Origin of the sequence: Burkholderia sp. AU33803, assembly GCF_002223095.1 — a bacterium.
Lineage (GTDB): Bacteria > Pseudomonadota > Gammaproteobacteria > Burkholderiales > Burkholderiaceae > Burkholderia.
Window position 1 is genome coordinate 392,077 of the sequence record NZ_NKFJ01000009.1, and the last position, 13,784, is coordinate 405,860.

General features: G+C 68.3%; 13 protein-coding genes. 4 read left to right on the forward strand and 9 right to left on the reverse strand.

Translation table 11 applies throughout. From position 1 onward, the window contains the following. The 5 genes from CFB41_RS36305 to CFB41_RS36325 form a co-directional block, all read right to left on the reverse strand. Positions 1 to 1,608: an efflux transporter outer membrane subunit gene (locus tag CFB41_RS36305; protein WP_089460029.1), complete on the reverse strand. Its 1,608-nt coding sequence runs from the start codon at positions 1,606 to 1,608 to the stop codon at positions 1 to 3. Further along, positions 1,605 to 2,681, reverse strand: a complete 1,077-nt coding sequence (locus CFB41_RS36310) for an HlyD family secretion protein (protein WP_089460030.1) — start codon at positions 2,679 to 2,681, stop codon at positions 1,605 to 1,607. Before CFB41_RS36310 ends, CFB41_RS36305 begins: the two co-directional genes overlap by 4 nt. A 12-nt stretch (positions 2,682 to 2,693) precedes the next feature. Further along, complete coding sequence (locus CFB41_RS36315; protein ID WP_089460149.1) at positions 2,694 to 4,274, reverse strand: MFS transporter; 1,581 nt, start codon at positions 4,272 to 4,274, stop codon at positions 2,694 to 2,696. Between the two features lie 261 nt (positions 4,275 to 4,535). After that, the gene (locus CFB41_RS36320) at positions 4,536 to 4,838 is read right to left on the reverse strand and encodes a helix-turn-helix transcriptional regulator (RefSeq protein WP_089460031.1); all 303 of its coding nucleotides are present in this window, start codon (positions 4,836 to 4,838) and stop codon (positions 4,536 to 4,538) included. Between the two features lie 13 nt (positions 4,839 to 4,851). Further along, complete coding sequence (locus tag CFB41_RS36325) at positions 4,852 to 6,042, reverse strand: MFS transporter (protein ID WP_089460150.1); 1,191 nt, start codon at positions 6,040 to 6,042, stop codon at positions 4,852 to 4,854. 171 nt (positions 6,043 to 6,213) lie between these two features. Here CFB41_RS36325 and CFB41_RS36330 point away from each other — a divergent pair, with 171 nt between their 5' ends. The 3 genes from CFB41_RS36330 (at position 6,214) to CFB41_RS36340 (ending at position 8,527) form a co-directional block, all read left to right on the forward strand. Continuing rightward, complete coding sequence (locus tag CFB41_RS36330) at positions 6,214 to 7,125, forward strand: LysR family transcriptional regulator (RefSeq protein WP_039362614.1); 912 nt, start codon at positions 6,214 to 6,216, stop codon at positions 7,123 to 7,125. Between the two features lie 174 nt (positions 7,126 to 7,299). Next, a complete protein-coding gene (locus CFB41_RS36335) occupies positions 7,300 to 7,809 on the forward strand; it encodes a DUF6088 family protein (protein ID WP_089460032.1) in 510 nt (169 codons plus the stop codon). Further along, positions 7,802 to 8,527 (forward strand): Fic family protein, encoded by a 726-nt coding sequence (locus tag CFB41_RS36340; RefSeq protein ID WP_089460033.1) that lies wholly within the window; start codon positions 7,802 to 7,804, stop codon positions 8,525 to 8,527. Before CFB41_RS36335 ends, CFB41_RS36340 begins: the two co-directional genes overlap by 8 nt. Positions 8,528 to 8,660: 133 nt before the next feature. On the opposite strand, the gene deoC is transcribed toward CFB41_RS36340, so the two are convergent. After that, positions 8,661 to 9,341, reverse strand: a complete 681-nt coding sequence (gene deoC / locus CFB41_RS36345; RefSeq protein WP_089460034.1) for a deoxyribose-phosphate aldolase — start codon at positions 9,339 to 9,341, stop codon at positions 8,661 to 8,663. Positions 9,342 to 9,487: 146 nt separating this feature from the next. Here deoC and deoR point away from each other — a divergent pair, with 146 nt between their 5' ends. After that, on the forward strand, positions 9,488 to 10,258 hold the full coding sequence (gene deoR, locus CFB41_RS36350) for a DNA-binding transcriptional repressor DeoR (protein WP_089460035.1): 771 nt from the start codon (positions 9,488 to 9,490) through the stop codon (positions 10,256 to 10,258). Between the two features lie 22 nt (positions 10,259 to 10,280). Here the strand turns inward: deoR and CFB41_RS36355 are convergent, their stop codons facing one another. Genes CFB41_RS36355 through rbsK form a run of 3 tightly spaced genes read right to left on the reverse strand, consistent with a single transcriptional unit; the run spans position 10,281 to position 13,677 of the window. Next, positions 10,281 to 11,333, reverse strand: coding sequence for an aldose 1-epimerase family protein (locus CFB41_RS36355; RefSeq protein WP_089460036.1), 1,053 nt, complete (start codon positions 11,331 to 11,333; stop codon positions 10,281 to 10,283). Between the two features lie 2 nt (positions 11,334 to 11,335). Further along, positions 11,336 to 12,709 carry an L-fucose:H+ symporter permease gene (gene fucP, locus CFB41_RS36360; RefSeq protein ID WP_089460037.1) on the reverse strand — a complete coding sequence of 458 codons (1,374 nt, stop codon included), beginning with the start codon at positions 12,707 to 12,709 and terminating at the stop codon, positions 11,336 to 11,338. Between the two features lie 41 nt (positions 12,710 to 12,750). Next, entirely contained in the window at positions 12,751 to 13,677 is a 927-nt protein-coding gene (gene rbsK / locus CFB41_RS36365; RefSeq protein ID WP_089460038.1) for a ribokinase, read from the reverse strand. Between the last annotated feature and the right edge of the window lie 107 nt (positions 13,678 to 13,784).

The following is a 13,784-nucleotide window of genomic DNA, read 5'->3' on the forward strand; positions in this document are numbered from 1 at the left end:
TCAGTCGACTTCCCCTTTTCGGCTTCCCGTTTGTACGATCGTGCCGTGGGCAGGCGACATCGTCGGATCCGCGCGCCCGGTGCTTGCCGCGGGCCCGAAGCGCGTCTCCCAGCCGCCGCCGAGCGCCTTGCACAGCGTGACGAGATGCATCGCCGCGTCGGCCTCGCTGGTCTCCTGCTGGCCTTGCGCGTCGAACAATTGCCGCTGGGCGTTGAGTACGTCGAGATAGTCGGCCGCACCGGACCGGTATTGTTGCTGCGCAATCGCGAGCGCGCGCTGGTTCAGCGTCACGATCGCGACGAGTCGATCGTGGCGCTGCTGTTCGGCGTGATAGACCACCAGCGCATCGTCGACCTCGCGCCATGCTTCGAGCACGGTGCGCTGATAGACGATCGCGGCTTCCTGCTGCTGTGCCCGGCGCAGGTTCAACATGCCCGTCAGGCGCCCGCCCTCGAAGATCGGCAGCGAGATCGACGGCCCGATCACGAACTGACCCGACGCCCAACTGGCGAGACTCGACAGCTGGAGGCTCTGGAAACCGGCGCTGCCGTTCAGCGTGATGCGCGGATAAAAGTCGGCCTGCGCGACGCCGATGGCGGCGGTCGCCGCGTGCAGCTGCGCCTCGGCCTGACGAATGTCGGGCCGGCGTCGTGCGAGTTCGGACGGAAAGCCGATCGGCACGCTTGCCGGAAGCCCGGGCACCGCATGCGGTGCGTCGAGGATCGGGGCCAGCGCGCCGGGCGGTTGCGCGAGCAGCACGCCGATGGCATTGGCGCGCGTTTCGCGGCGCGATTCCAGCATCGGCAGCCGGCTTTCGATCGAGGCCACCTGCGCGGCCGCATTGGCCACGTCGAGATCGGTCGTCACACCGTCCGTGCGGCGAATGCGCACGAGTTTCTCCAGGTCACGCGCGATGGCGAGGTTTTGCCGGGCGATCCGCAACTGGGCCTGTGCGTCGCGCAGTTCGAGGTAGTCGCGTGCGAGTTCCGCGCGGGCCGACAGCAAGACCGCGTTGCGCGCTTCGTACGAGGCCTGGGTCAGCGCGTCGGCCGCTTCGACGCCGCGCCGCACGCGCCCCCAGAGGTCGAGTTCCCACGACGCATCGAAGCCGGCCTGGTAGAGGTTATAGGCAGGCGAGCCCGACGAGCCGGGCGCGGCGGCCACGCCGAACGGCGTATCGCCCGAGGCCGACTGCGTGGGCGGCGCGCTCGGCGTGACGCCGAGCAGCGACAGGATGCCGTTCTCGCTGCCGCGCTCGCGGTCGTACGACCCGGCCGCGGCGAGCGTGGGCAGCTCGGCCGCGCCGGCGACGCGCCGTTCGGCCCGGCTCTGCCGCAGCCGTGCCGACGCGGCCGCGACGTCGAGGTTGGCGTCGGCCAGGCGCTGTTCGAGCGTATTCAGCACGGGGTCGTCGAACAGGGTCCACCAGTCGGCGTTGAAGGCGGCCTCGACGGGCTGGCTGGGGGCTCGCAGGGTTTGCGTGCGTGCGAACACGGGCGGCACTGTGCTGGCCGGCGCCTCGAAGTTCGGCCCCATGGTGCAGGCCGTCAGCGCGGCGCCGGCGATGAGCGCCAGCGTCGCCGCGCGCAGGATCCGAATCGGGTTCATCGTTGCGCCTCCTGCCGGGTCGCGGCCTCGCGATGCGCGCCGGTGTCGACGCTCGCTTCGACGGACAGGCCCACGCTCAGCGCGGCGGCCTGCTCGTGCGGCCCGTCGATGGCGATCTTGACCGGCACGCGCTGGACGACCTTCGTGAAATTGCCGGTGGCGTTGTCGGGGGCGATCGGCGCGAAGCTCACGCCGGTGGCCGGCGCGAGGCTCGCGACATGGCCCGCGATGCTGACGCCCGGCAGGCTGTCGACGCGGATGCGCACGCGGTCGCCCGGATGCATCGCGCCGATCTGGTTTTCCTGGAAATTCGCGATCACGTAAGCGTCGGCGAGCGGCACGATCGCGAGCAGCGGCGCGCCGGGCGTGACGAAGGCGCCGACCCGTGCGGTGCGCCGGCCCACCTTGCCGTCGACGGGCGCGCGGACTTCCGTGTACGACAGGTTCAGCTTCGCCTGGTCGAGCGCGGCCTCGGCGCGGGCCAGTGCGCCGTTTGCCTGGTCGCGCCGGGCGCGCAGCACGGCAAGGTTCTGGCTGATCGACGCCAGCGCGGCCGCGTCGCCGGCACGTTTCGCCAACTGCCCGGCCAGCGTGCTGGCCGCGCGTTGCTGTTCCTGCGCGGTGCCCGCGCCGTTGTCGGCCAGGTCGCGGTAGCGGGCGTCGTTGGCCTGCGCGAATTGCACGGCCGCGTCGTCGGCGCGCAGTGCGGCGCGCGCCTGGTCGACGAGCGCCGGCTGGCGGGCGATCTCGGCGTCGTCGTTGGCCACCGCCGCACGGGCGGCTTCCACGTCGGCCTGCGCGCTCGTCAGCGCGGAACGAAAGTCGCGGTCGTCGATGCGCAGCAGCAACTGGCCGGCCCGCACATGCTGGTTGTCGTCGACGAGGACTTCGACGAGCGGCCCGGCGACGCGCGGTGCGACGAGGGTGAAGTCGGCCGCGACGTACGCGTCGTCGGTCGTTTCGGTATGCGAATCGATGAGGCGGTGCGTACCGGCGCAGGCCGCGACGCCGACGGCGATCACGAGCGCGGCGGCGGCAAGCGCCTTGTGCTTGGGGGAGATGGCGGATGACATGGCGATCGTCTCTCAGTGCGAGGAAGGAGGTTGGGGGGCCCACGGCGGTGCGATCCGCACCGGCAGCAGCGGCACGAGCAGCAGCAGGGCGAACGCGACACAGGCGGCCAGCCGGTACAGGTCGGCCGAGGCCAGCACCAGCGCCTGCTCGTGCAGCCGATGCGCGAGCGGGGCGACGCCGCTTGCGTTGTCGAGCACGGCCGCGGCGCTCAACTGCGCCCGGTTGCCGAGCTGGTCCGCCAGCTGGTTCGAATGCAGGTGTTCGCGGGCCGTGCCCAGCGTCTCGAGCAGGCCGGTGGCCAGCGCGGCCGAAAAGGTTTTCAGGGAATTGAACATCGCCGACGCGAACGGCCCTTCGGCGGGCGGCAGGCCGGTGGTGACGCCCATCAGGATCGGCAGGATCAGCATCGGTTGCGCGACGATCTGGAGCGACTGGAGCCAGTAGAAGTCGTCGCGGATCCACTCGGCCGTGATCCGGCTGCCCGCGACGCAGGTGAGCGCCATCAGCAGGCAGCCGGTGGCCAGCACCCAGCGCGAATCGACCCACCGCAGGTTCAGGAGCGCAGCCGTCAGCGGCAGGCTGAGCAGCAGCGGCACGGCGACCAGCAGCGACAGCGGCGCGGTCTGCAGCGGCCGGTAGCCGTGCACGCCGGCGAGATGGTGGCCCGGTATCGCGGCCACCGCGGTCAGCAGCGTCACCGCGCCGGCCAGCGTGAGCAGTCCGTGCGTGAAGTTGCGGCGCGCGAGCAGTTGCAGCCGGAAGAACGGCAGCGGATGAAACCATTCGTTGACGAGGAAGGCGGCGAGCAGGATCAGGCCGCCTGCCGTGAGTGCGCGGATCGTCGCCGACTCGAAGCCGTCGAGCCGGTCGGCCTGCAGCAGCGCGACGACGAGCATCGCCACGGCGGGGAATCCGGTCAGGAATCCGGACCAGTTGAACGCGCGTAACCGTTCGGGTTTCGGTGTATCGGCGGGCAGGCCGTAGCCGATCGCCACGCAGCACGCGATGCCGAGCGGCACGATTTGCCAGAACACCATGCGCCAGTCGGCGAACTCGGTCCACAGCGCGGCGAGCGGGGTGCCGAGCGCAGGCCCGAAGGTCGCGGTCATCGCATAGCCTGCGAGCCCGTACAGCTTCGCCTTCGGCGGCAGGTAGCGCAGCGCCGCGATGATGAGCATCGGCGGCAGGCAGCCGCCCGCGATGCCCTGCAGCACGCGCAGCACGGTCAGCGCGGCGAAGCCCGGCGCGAACGGGCACAGCACGCCGAGTATCAGCGTCGCCAGCACCGCGCCGATCGTGAAGCGCTTCAGCGTGAAGGTGACGCCGAACCACGGCGCGAACACCATGGTCGCGACGTTGGCCGCCTCGAACAGCGCGGTCAGCCAGGTGCCGTCGTCATGGCCGATGGAGAACGCGCCACGGATGTCGGCCATCGCGGCGGCGGTGACCTGTTCGTTGAGGATGGCCAGCAAGGACGCGAGCAGCATGCCGGCGAGGCCGGTCGCAAGGCGAGGCGTCAGGGTGGGCGGCGCGGCGGCGCCGGGCTGGGGCGCAGGCGTCGCGGCGATGACCGGCAAGGAAACGGTATTCATGATGTCGAGTGTTTCGAATGGGTTCGGATTGCGCGGGGTCTGGCGGGCGGCGATCACGAAATCGCCACCGTGAAAGCACGATACATCCTTCAGGATTTGCCGATAATTGATCTGATTCGAGAATCATCCTCTCGTAAATCGGGAGGGCGCTCGCGTAAAAAAACGCCGACGGATTCCCGTACGGCGTGTGTGTCGCTCGATGAAAAAAGCGCAGCCGGATAGATGCCGGCGCGTGGCGAAACGGCGGCGCGGTGCCGCGAGTCAGAGTTCGCTGACGATGCCGGCGATGAACGCGACGATGGCTGTCTCGTCGCGGGCGACGAAGCGCCACTGACCGATCGTCGTCGCCACGATCAAGCCGGCCTCGCACAGCACGGCGACGTGCGCCGACACGGTCGATTGCGACAACCCGCTGCGTGCCACGATCGACGAAAGCGGCACGCCGTGCGGCGAGCGGAGGCGCGCGGTGTCCGCCAGCCATGCATCGGGCGCCTTCAGCCAGCGCAGCACATTCCGCCGAAACGGATGCGCCAGCGCCTTGTGAGCGAGATCGACGTCGATCATGGCGCGCGCCGGCTCAGCGCCGTTCCCCGCAGCGATGTACGAGCGCGGCGGCGAGCCCGGCCGCGATACCGAACACGACCACGCCATGCCAGCCGAACCGGGCCATCAGCGCACCGCTTACGGTGGCACCGAGCGCGCCGCCGACGAAGGTCGCGGTCATGTAGAGGCTGTTGATGCGGCCCTGTGCTTTCGGATCGGCGGCGAACGCACGCGTCTGGTTCGCGACCAGGCCGGCCTGTACGCCGATGTCGAGCACCACCACGCCGATCACGAGCAGGGCGAGCGAGCTGCCGGCGCCGGCGAGGATCAGGTAGGACACCGTCACGATCGCGATGCCCAGGCCGATCACGCGGCGCGTGCCGATCCGGTCCGACGCCCGGCCACCGATCGTGGCGGCCAGCGCGCCTGCCGCGCCGATGAGGCCGAAGCCGCCGGCCCACGCGCTGCCGAGATGCCACGGGCCGTCGGCGAGCAGCGCCGCGAGATTGACCCAGAACGCATTGAACGCGGCCCACAGCAGCGCCTGCACGACCATCGATTCGCGGATTGGGCGATGCGCGCGCGCCAGCGTCCACAGCGACGCGAGGAGCCGACCATACGACAGTGTGGTGCTCGGCACGCCGCGCGGCAGCAGCCACGCGGCGGCGATCCCCACCGGCACCATCGCGCCGGCTTCGACCGCATACACCGCACGCCACCCGGCATGCGCGGCGATCAGTCCGCTGACCGCGCGGCCGAGCAGGATGCCGACCATGATGCCGGTGACGACCGTACCGACGTTGCGCCCGCGTTCATCGGGGGCGGACATCACGGCCGCGAACGGCACCAGTTGCTGCGGCACGCAGCTGACCACGCCGAGCGAGAACGCGGCGCCGATCAGCGCCCAGACGCCCGGCGCGAGTGCGGACGCCGCCGCGAACGCGAAGGCGAGCACGATCTGGCCCAGCACCAGCTTGCGCCGGTCGTAGCGATCACCGAGCGGCAGCAGCAGCGCCAGCCCGGTCGCGAAGCCGAGCAGCGCCGCGCCGGCCACGAGGTCGGCCGTTGCCGGGGCGACATGCAGGTCTTGTGCGATCAGCGGCAGGATCGGCTGCGTGCAATAGATGTTGGTCACGACCGCGCCGGCGATGGCGGCCATCGCGACGATCTTGCCGCGCGACGCGGTGGCGGGCGGCGTGGCGGCAGGCGGCGCGATGGGCGGCATGCCCGACGCGCCAGGGAATTCGTTCATGGCAGGCTCCTTTTTCATGGCGATCGGCCGCCGCAGACAACGGAATCGGCCGGCGACGACGCGGTGAAAGAAGCGTACTGCCTTGCACTGGTAAAGATAATCCACCAGAATCTGGAATCATCTTTCCGAAATTCGAGAGGCAATATGAATCGTCTCGAATCGATGTCCATGCTGGTCGCGGTCATCGATGCCGGCAGCATGTCGGCCGCCGCGCGCCAGCTCGGCGTTCCGCTGGCGACCGTGAGCCGCAAGATCGCGGATCTCGAGGCCTACCTGAATACGCGGCTGTTGCATCGCACGACGCGGCAACTGTCGCTGACCGAGGCCGGCGAATCGTATGTCGCCGGTTGCCGCCGCATCCTCGACGACATCGCGGAAACCGAACGTGCCGCCACCGGCGAATATGCGGCGCCGCGCGGCGAGCTGATCGTCACCGCGCCGATCGTGTTCGGGCGTCTGCATATCGTGCCGGTGCTGGCCGCGTTCCTCGCCCACTATCCCGAGATCGACGTGCGGCTGGTGCTGACCGATCGCGTCACGCATCTGATGGAAGAGCAGATCGACGTCGCGCTGCGGATCGGCGAGTTGCCCGACAGCAGCTTCATGGCGACCCGCGTCGGCAGCGTGCGCCGCGTGATCTGCGCAAGCCCGGCGTATCTGGCGGCGCATGGCACACCCGCCGAACCTGCCGATCTGGCGCGGCATCAATGCATCACGTTCGAGGTGCTGGCGTCGCGGCGCGCGTGGGTGTTCGACGGCGAGAAGGGCGAGCTGACGGTGCCCGTGCATTCGCGCTTCGCGGTCAATACGGCCGAGGCGGCCATCGATGCCGCGGTGCTCGGTGTCGGGCTGATTCGCGTGCTGTCGTATCAGGTTGCGCAGGCGCTGCGCGATCGCACGCTGGACGTGGTGCTCGACGCGTTCGAATCGCAGCCGTTGCCGGTCAGCCTGGTGCACAAGGGGCAGGCGCCGATGCCGCTGAAGCTGCGCGCGTTTCTCGATTTCGTGGCGCCGCGGCTGCGTGAACGGATCGCGGGGGTGGGGGCGGGTGGTTGAACGAGCGGTAATGGTGATGGGTGTCACGGCCTCTGGGGGATCGGGCACCGGCATGGTGTCTAAAGCGACTAACGTCCGATAAGATTGACCGCCACGGCCGTACCCGGCCGGCATAGGGGAGTGTGGTAAGTGATTGTCATGCAAGAGAAAAATGACTGATTCATAATAAACCGCATGAAGATTCGAGAGCGTATCCTGCAATCGCTTCGCCCCCGACGCGACGGCGTGCTGTTGCGCGCGGACGTCAATTCGATGGGCAGCGCCAGCCAGGTGTCGACCGCCTTGCGGGAACTGTGCCGCACGGGCCTGCTCGAGCGTCTGGCGCGGGGTGTCTACGCCCGCCCGGAGAAGGTCGCATCCCTCGGGCGCGCGGCATTGCTCGCGCGTGCCCAGGCGCGGATGAGGCAGCGGCAGGGTGCCGCCCAAGGGCGCCCGCGCCGCCGGAGCCGAACCACCCCCACGGCCCGCCACGTGAAGGCGCTCGCCCGCGAAGCCGGTTTGCAGTACGTGCCGACATTCGGAGATCACTGGGCCGCCGCCGTCACGCGTCTGGCCGGTGATGAAGTCACCAGCGATGCGACCGATGACCTGCTGGTGGCGCTCACCCGCGCGGGCAAGCTCTCCCCGAGCGACATGGTCCGGTTAGTCATGGCGCATCACCGTGGGCTCAAGACTCATGTGTGACCCGTTCGGCGACTTCGCCACGGCGGGGTATCTGCGCAACACAGCCGCGGAAAAAGACCTGACCTTGGTCAAGGTGGCCGAGCATGCGCTGTTCCGTGCCCAGTTGCCGCAGGCGCTGACCTTTCTCGCCCGGTGCCCCCGTATCGGCTACGACGACTTCCTCGCTGTCCACCGCATTCTCTTCGGTGGGCTCTACCCTTGGGCGGGTACCGACCGCGTCGAACTTATCCCCGATAAAGCCATCACCAAGGGTGACGTGTACTGTTGCCACCCGCGCGACTGCCGTCGGGCGATCGAGGACGGCTTGGCACGCGCGCAGGAGCGCGGCCAGATGGCCGACCGGCCCGGTCTGATCATGGGCCTGTTCGCTTACGGCCATCCTTTCCTGGATGGCAATGGCCGCACCATGCTGCTTGTCCATGCCGAGCTGTGCAGGCGTGCCGGTATGTCAGTGGACTGGACCCGTACCCGAACGGACGATTACCTGCGCGCACTGACCCGCGAGATCGAAGATTCCAACGGGGGCCATCTGGATGCCTACCTGACGCCCTTCATCGGCGGAGTGATCCCTCGCCAATACTGGGAGACATCCGTGGCGGCATTGCCAGGGCTGGACGGCACCGACATCCCGGACGATACCGCGGCGGGGTATGCCGACCCGGCCGTTGCCGAGGGCTACGCGGCATTCGAGCGCAAGCGCGACTATCCGCTTCCCTGATCCCGCGTTGATCGTGGGTCGGCGACTGTCGGATACCGGCGACGAAGCCGGGATCGAGGATCGCGGAGTTCGCGTCCGACCGTCGATTGTCCAGCCAGGTCTACAGGCGGGCGGCCGTTGGTGGCCGGTGCCGTCAGTACCCCGCCGCGCCACCTCCCTGATCCGTCACGATCGCCACCCCCGAGCTCGTGCCGAGCCGCGTCGCGCCGGCCTCGATCATCGCCAGCGCGGCCGCGCGGTCGCGCACGCCGCCCGACGCCTTCACGCCGAGCACGGGGCCGACCGTGCGGCGCATCAGCGCGACATCGGCGAGCGTCGCGCCGCCGTGGCCGAACCCGGTCGACGTCTTCACGAACGCGACGCCGAGATCGCGGCACATCTCGCACACGCGCACTTTCTCGTCGTCGGTCAGCAGCCCCGTTTCGAGGATCACCTTGAGCGGCACCGCGCCGCATGCCTGGTGCACGGCGTCGATGTCGGCCTTCACGTCGTCGGCGCGGCCGCTCTTCAGCGCGCCGATGTTGATCACCATGTCGATCTCGCCGGCGCCCGCCGCGATCGCGGCGGTGGCTTCGAATGCCTTGGCGGCCGACAGCCCGGCGCCGAGCGGAAAGCCGACCACCGCACAGACGAGCACGCCGGTATCGGCCAGCTCGCGCGCGGCGAGCGGCACGTTCGCCGAATTCACGCAGACCGAGTAAAAGCGATGCCCGGCCGCCTGGCGGCAGAGTTCGCGGATCTGCGCGTCGCTCGCGTCGGGCGCGAGCAGCGTGTGATCGATGGTTTGAGCGAGTTGGGCGTTGGAAAGCGGCATGTTTCAGGACTCCACGGAGCGTGTGCCGGAGGGGCACACGTAAAGTTGATGTTTTCACATCGGTTTGTTACAAATACGACATTCCGGCCGGGCCCGCGCGCCCGGCACGACGAGCGACGGATGCGGCGGGCACGCAGGATACTGGCATGGAAACGAAGAAAGGCGAACGGATCAAGACACTGATGAACGTGCTGCAAGGGCAGAACGCGATTCATCTGAAGGAAGTGGCCGAGCTGTTCGGTGTATCCGAGATGACGATCCGCCGCGATCTCGCGGACAACCCGCACGGCTTGAGCCTGATCGGCGGCTACGTGACGCGCCACTTCGCCGCGCAGCGCAGCGACATCGGCGAGTACGTGATCAGCGCCGAGAACAACCGGCAGACCGAGGAGAAGCGCCGCATCGGCAAGCTGGCCGCGCAGTTCGTGACGACCGGCGACACGATCTTCGTCGACTGCGGCTCGACCACGCCGTTCGTCGTCGACTTCATTCCGGACGACCTCGAATTCACCGCGGTCTGCAATTCGCTGAACGTGTTCGCGAAGCTGCAGCAGAAGCCGCATTGCAGCGTGATCCTGTGCGGCGGCGCGTACCACCGCAAGAACATGGTGTTCGAGTCGGTGGCCGAGGCGGGCATCCTCGACACGGTGCGCGTGTCGAAGGCGTTCATCTCGGCCGCCGGCGTGAGCGATCGCTGCGGCGTCACGTGCTTCAATTTCCACGAAGTCGACGCGAAGAAAAAGGTGATGGCGCGTGCGCAGAACCGCTTCCTGCTCGTCGACCACACGAAGTTCGACGAAGTGCGCGCGGCCTACTTTGCCGAGCTGACCGACTTCAACTACGTGATCTCGGACGGGCAACTGAGCCGCCGCTACGAAACGGCGATCCGCGAACACGGGATCGCGCTCGTGACCTGACGCCGCGCGGCCGCGCATCGCTTCACGCACGGCGGGCTTCCGCCGCGCTCAGGTAGCCGGTGACGACTTCGAAGCGGCGCGTCGCACCCGGTGCGAGCGCCGCCACATGGCCCTTGCGGCGTTCGGCTTCATACCCCTCCGGTTCGCAGGTCGACGGCAGCGCGAACGCGGCGACCTGCTGGTCCGCGTTGTGCAGGATCCAGCGAGTCGCATGCGGGAATTGCTCGGGGCGGTATGCGGTATGGAACGCGCCGCCGTCCGGATGTTCGAGCCGGAAATGTGCGACGCCGTCCGCATCCGTTTCCGCCCCGTTCATGAAGAACACGATCTCCGGGTCGTACAGCGGGGGCGCATCGAGCGTGTGAAGCCGTTCTGGCTCGTGTGCGAGCGTGGCCGTGTAGTCGCGCCATGCGGCGGTTGGTTTCACGTGCGCGGGCACGCTGTCGCGCAACCGCAACCCGCCCGGAGGCAACGCCTGCACGAAACGACCGCCCGGCACGTACGCGTAGTTCAGGTGCGCCATGTACATCAGGTCCATCGACGTGCCGCCGAGATTCGTCACGTCCATCGCGATCGTCATCTGCGCGTCGTGCTCGGCTAGCCGTACCGACGGGCGCGCCACATAGTGGCTGCCGAATCCCTGTACGTATTCGTATTCGCCGTTCACTTCGACGAACGCGCCACGCGCATCCGCGCCCACGACGACGCTCGCGCGATCCATCGGCGCGCACGGCATCTCGCCGTGCAGCGCATGCGTGTCGTCCGGCCCCGGGCAGCCGTTGCGCAGCAGCCCGCTGTGGAACATGAAGCAGCCGTAGGTATCGATGATCGACGCCGCGCGCTTCGGCTGCCGGAACATGTGCTTCATCGTCAGGTCGCGGCCGTCGAACGCGGCGGCCCAGATCATCTGGCCGAGATACGGCAGCACGACGAGGCGGCCGCGACGGTTCTCGAGCGTCAGCGCCTCGACGCCGGACGGATACGCGAACGCGGTGACGGTGAGCCCGTCGGTGCGATACAGCGTGCGCGGCGTGTCGCGGAAGTCGTCGCGGCGCAGTTCGATTTCGCCTCGCATGCTCACGCTCCCGACGTGTTGCGCGTGGCGGCGTAGCGCGCGGGCGCGTGGCCGTCGGCGGCTGCGTCGGGTGTCGCGGCCGGCAGGTGGCGCAGGCAGTAGAAGCCGTAGTAGACGATCACGACGAAGCACGCGAGCGGCACGACGAACGCGAGCTGCATGTTGCCGCCCGTGTGATCGGAGATCAGCCCCTGGATCAGCGGCACGACCGCGCCGCCGACGATGCTCATCACGAGGATCGAGCCGCCGTATTCGGTGTCCTTGCCGAGCCCGTCGATCGTGAGGCCGTAGATCGTCGGCCAGCACGGGCCGAGGAACACGCTCACGCCCACGGCCGCATAGACGGCGGTGATGTTGTGCACGCTGATCGTGTACGCGAGCAGCGCGATGCACAGGATGCCGTAGACGATCAGCACCTTGGCCGGGCCGACGCGCTTCATCACGAGCGTGGCGACGAGCTTGCCGACGAAGAACGCGAAGAACGTCGCGAGCAGGTAGTGCGACGCGCCGCGCTCGGTGAGGCCGCCGATCTGCATCGCGAGCCGGATCGTGAAGCTCCACACGCCGACCTGCGCGCCGACATACAGGAACTGCGCGACGACGCCCGCGACGAAGCGCCGGTTGCCGAACAGGCGCGCGAGCGTGCCGCGCGCGTCGATCCGGTGCGTGGCCACGCTCGGGCCGTTGCCCTTGCAGGCCGGGTAGGGCGTGAGCGCGAACACGATGAACACGGCGACGAGCACGACGATCAGCCACTTGTACGGCTCCAGCGTGGCCTGGATCATCTCGAGCTGGTGCACGTGGGCTTCGGCGGCCGACATCGCGGCGAGCTGCGCATGCGACGCATCGCCTTCCTTGAAGATCAGGAAGCTGCCCATGTACACGCCGGCCATCGCGCCGAACGGATAGAACGTCTGCGAGATGTTCAGCCGCCGCGTGCTGGTTGCGCGCGGGCCCATCAGCGTCGAATACGAGTTCGATGCGGTTTCGAGAAACGACAGGCCGGCGGCGATCACGAACAGCGCGACGAGGAACATCCCGTACTTCGCCATCGATGCTGCCGGAAAGAACAGCAGGCAGCCGGTCGTGTAGAGCAGCAGGCCGACGAGGATCGTCGTCTTGTAGCTGAACTTCTTCACGACGGTCGCGGCCGGAATCGCGAGGAAGAAGTAGCCGAGATAGAACGCGGACTGCACGAATGCCGATTCGAAATCGGACAGGAAGAACGACTTCTTGAATTGCGCGATCAGCACGTCGTTCAGGTTCGCGGCGGTGCCCCACAGCGCGAACAGGCAGCACAGCAGCGTGAACGCGAAGAGCGGCGTGCGGTTCAGGTAATAGCCGTCGGGGGTGTGTTCGATTCTGGCTCGGCCCATGGGTGTCTCCTTCCCGGTTGTCTCGTCGATGAAGGCGCCGCTTACATGCCGGCGTCGCGGAGGAAGCGTTCGAACGTCGCGGTGTCGGCGTACGACTTCTGCGTGCCGAGGCCCGTGACCGAATGCGCGGCATACGCGGACGCATAACGCATCGCGTCGAGTGCGTCGCCGGACGCGGCGTAGCAGCGCGCGAAGCAGCCGATGTACGCATCGCCGGCGCCCGTCGTGTCGCGTGCGTCGACCGGCACGCCCGGCACATGCCGCACGTCGTCGCGCGAGACCAGCAGCGAACCGTTGCTGCCGAGCGTGACGAGCACGTGCTTGAGCCCGCGCGCGACCAGCGCTTCGGCGGCGCGCGCCGCGGTGTCGCGCGAATCGACCGGCATGCCCGACACGATCGCGAGTTCGGTTTCGTTCGGCACGAAGAATTCGACGGTGCGGATCCGCTCGAAATCGAGATCGGCTACCGCGGGCGCGGGGTTCAGCAGCACCGGAATGCCGTGGCGCGCGCCGAATTCGATCGCGTGATAGACGGTGTCGAGCTCGATCTCGAGCTGCAGCACGATCAGCGCGCATTCGGCGAGCTGCGGCGCGGCCGCGTCGATGTCGGCCGGCGTCAGGTGGCGGTTCGCGCCCTTGACGATCAGGATGCTGTTGCTCGAATCGGGTTCGACGAAGATCGGCGCGACGCCGCTCGGCACGCCGGCGACCTTGCGCACGTGCGTGGTGTCGATGCTTTCGCGCGCGAAGTTGCGGATCGTGTTGTCGGCGAATACATCGTCGCCGACCTTCGTGACCATCACGACGCGCGCGCCGAGGCGGGCGGCCGCGACGGCCTGGTTCGCCCCCTTGCCGCCGCAGCCGAGCTCGAAGTTCGGCGCTTCGAGCGTTTCGCCCCGGGCGGGCATGCGTGCGACATAGGTCACGAGGTCGACCATGTTGCTGCCGATGACGGCGATTGTCTCCATCTGCGTCTCTTCCTTGGTATGGGTGCGCCGCGCGTGGTTGGCGGCGGCGTGCGACAGGTGGTAATAAAATCACATTAAATGTGAAAATGCAATCTTATGATGTTAAT

What these genes read in the sequence shown, in the direction of transcription:
- CFB41_RS36305 (WP_089460029.1), bottom strand. Translation starts at nt 1,608, where the DNA reads ATGAACCCGATTCGGATCCTGCGCGCGGCGACGCTGGCGCTCATCGCC.
- CFB41_RS36310 (WP_089460030.1), bottom strand. Translation starts at nt 2,681, where the DNA reads ATGTCATCCGCCATCTCCCCCAAGCACAAGGCGCTTGCCGCCGCCGCG.
- CFB41_RS36315 (WP_089460149.1), bottom strand. Translation starts at nt 4,274, where the DNA reads ATGAATACCGTTTCCTTGCCGGTCATCGCCGCGACGCCTGCGCCCCAG.
- CFB41_RS36320 (WP_089460031.1), bottom strand. Translation starts at nt 4,838, where the DNA reads ATGATCGACGTCGATCTCGCTCACAAGGCGCTGGCGCATCCGTTTCGG.
- CFB41_RS36325 (WP_089460150.1), bottom strand. Translation starts at nt 6,042, where the DNA reads ATGCCGCCCATCGCGCCGCCTGCCGCCACGCCGCCCGCCACCGCGTCG.
- CFB41_RS36330 (WP_039362614.1), top strand. Translation starts at nt 6,214, where the DNA reads ATGAATCGTCTCGAATCGATGTCCATGCTGGTCGCGGTCATCGATGCC.
- CFB41_RS36335 (WP_089460032.1), top strand. Translation starts at nt 7,300, where the DNA reads ATGAAGATTCGAGAGCGTATCCTGCAATCGCTTCGCCCCCGACGCGAC.
- CFB41_RS36340 (WP_089460033.1), top strand. Translation starts at nt 7,802, where the DNA reads ATGTGTGACCCGTTCGGCGACTTCGCCACGGCGGGGTATCTGCGCAAC.
- deoC (WP_089460034.1), bottom strand. Translation starts at nt 9,341, where the DNA reads ATGCCGCTTTCCAACGCCCAACTCGCTCAAACCATCGATCACACGCTG.
- deoR (WP_089460035.1), top strand. Translation starts at nt 9,488, where the DNA reads ATGGAAACGAAGAAAGGCGAACGGATCAAGACACTGATGAACGTGCTG.
- CFB41_RS36355 (WP_089460036.1), bottom strand. Translation starts at nt 11,333, where the DNA reads ATGCGAGGCGAAATCGAACTGCGCCGCGACGACTTCCGCGACACGCCG.
- fucP (WP_089460037.1), bottom strand. Translation starts at nt 12,709, where the DNA reads ATGGGCCGAGCCAGAATCGAACACACCCCCGACGGCTATTACCTGAAC.
- rbsK (WP_089460038.1), bottom strand. Translation starts at nt 13,677, where the DNA reads ATGGAGACAATCGCCGTCATCGGCAGCAACATGGTCGACCTCGTGACC.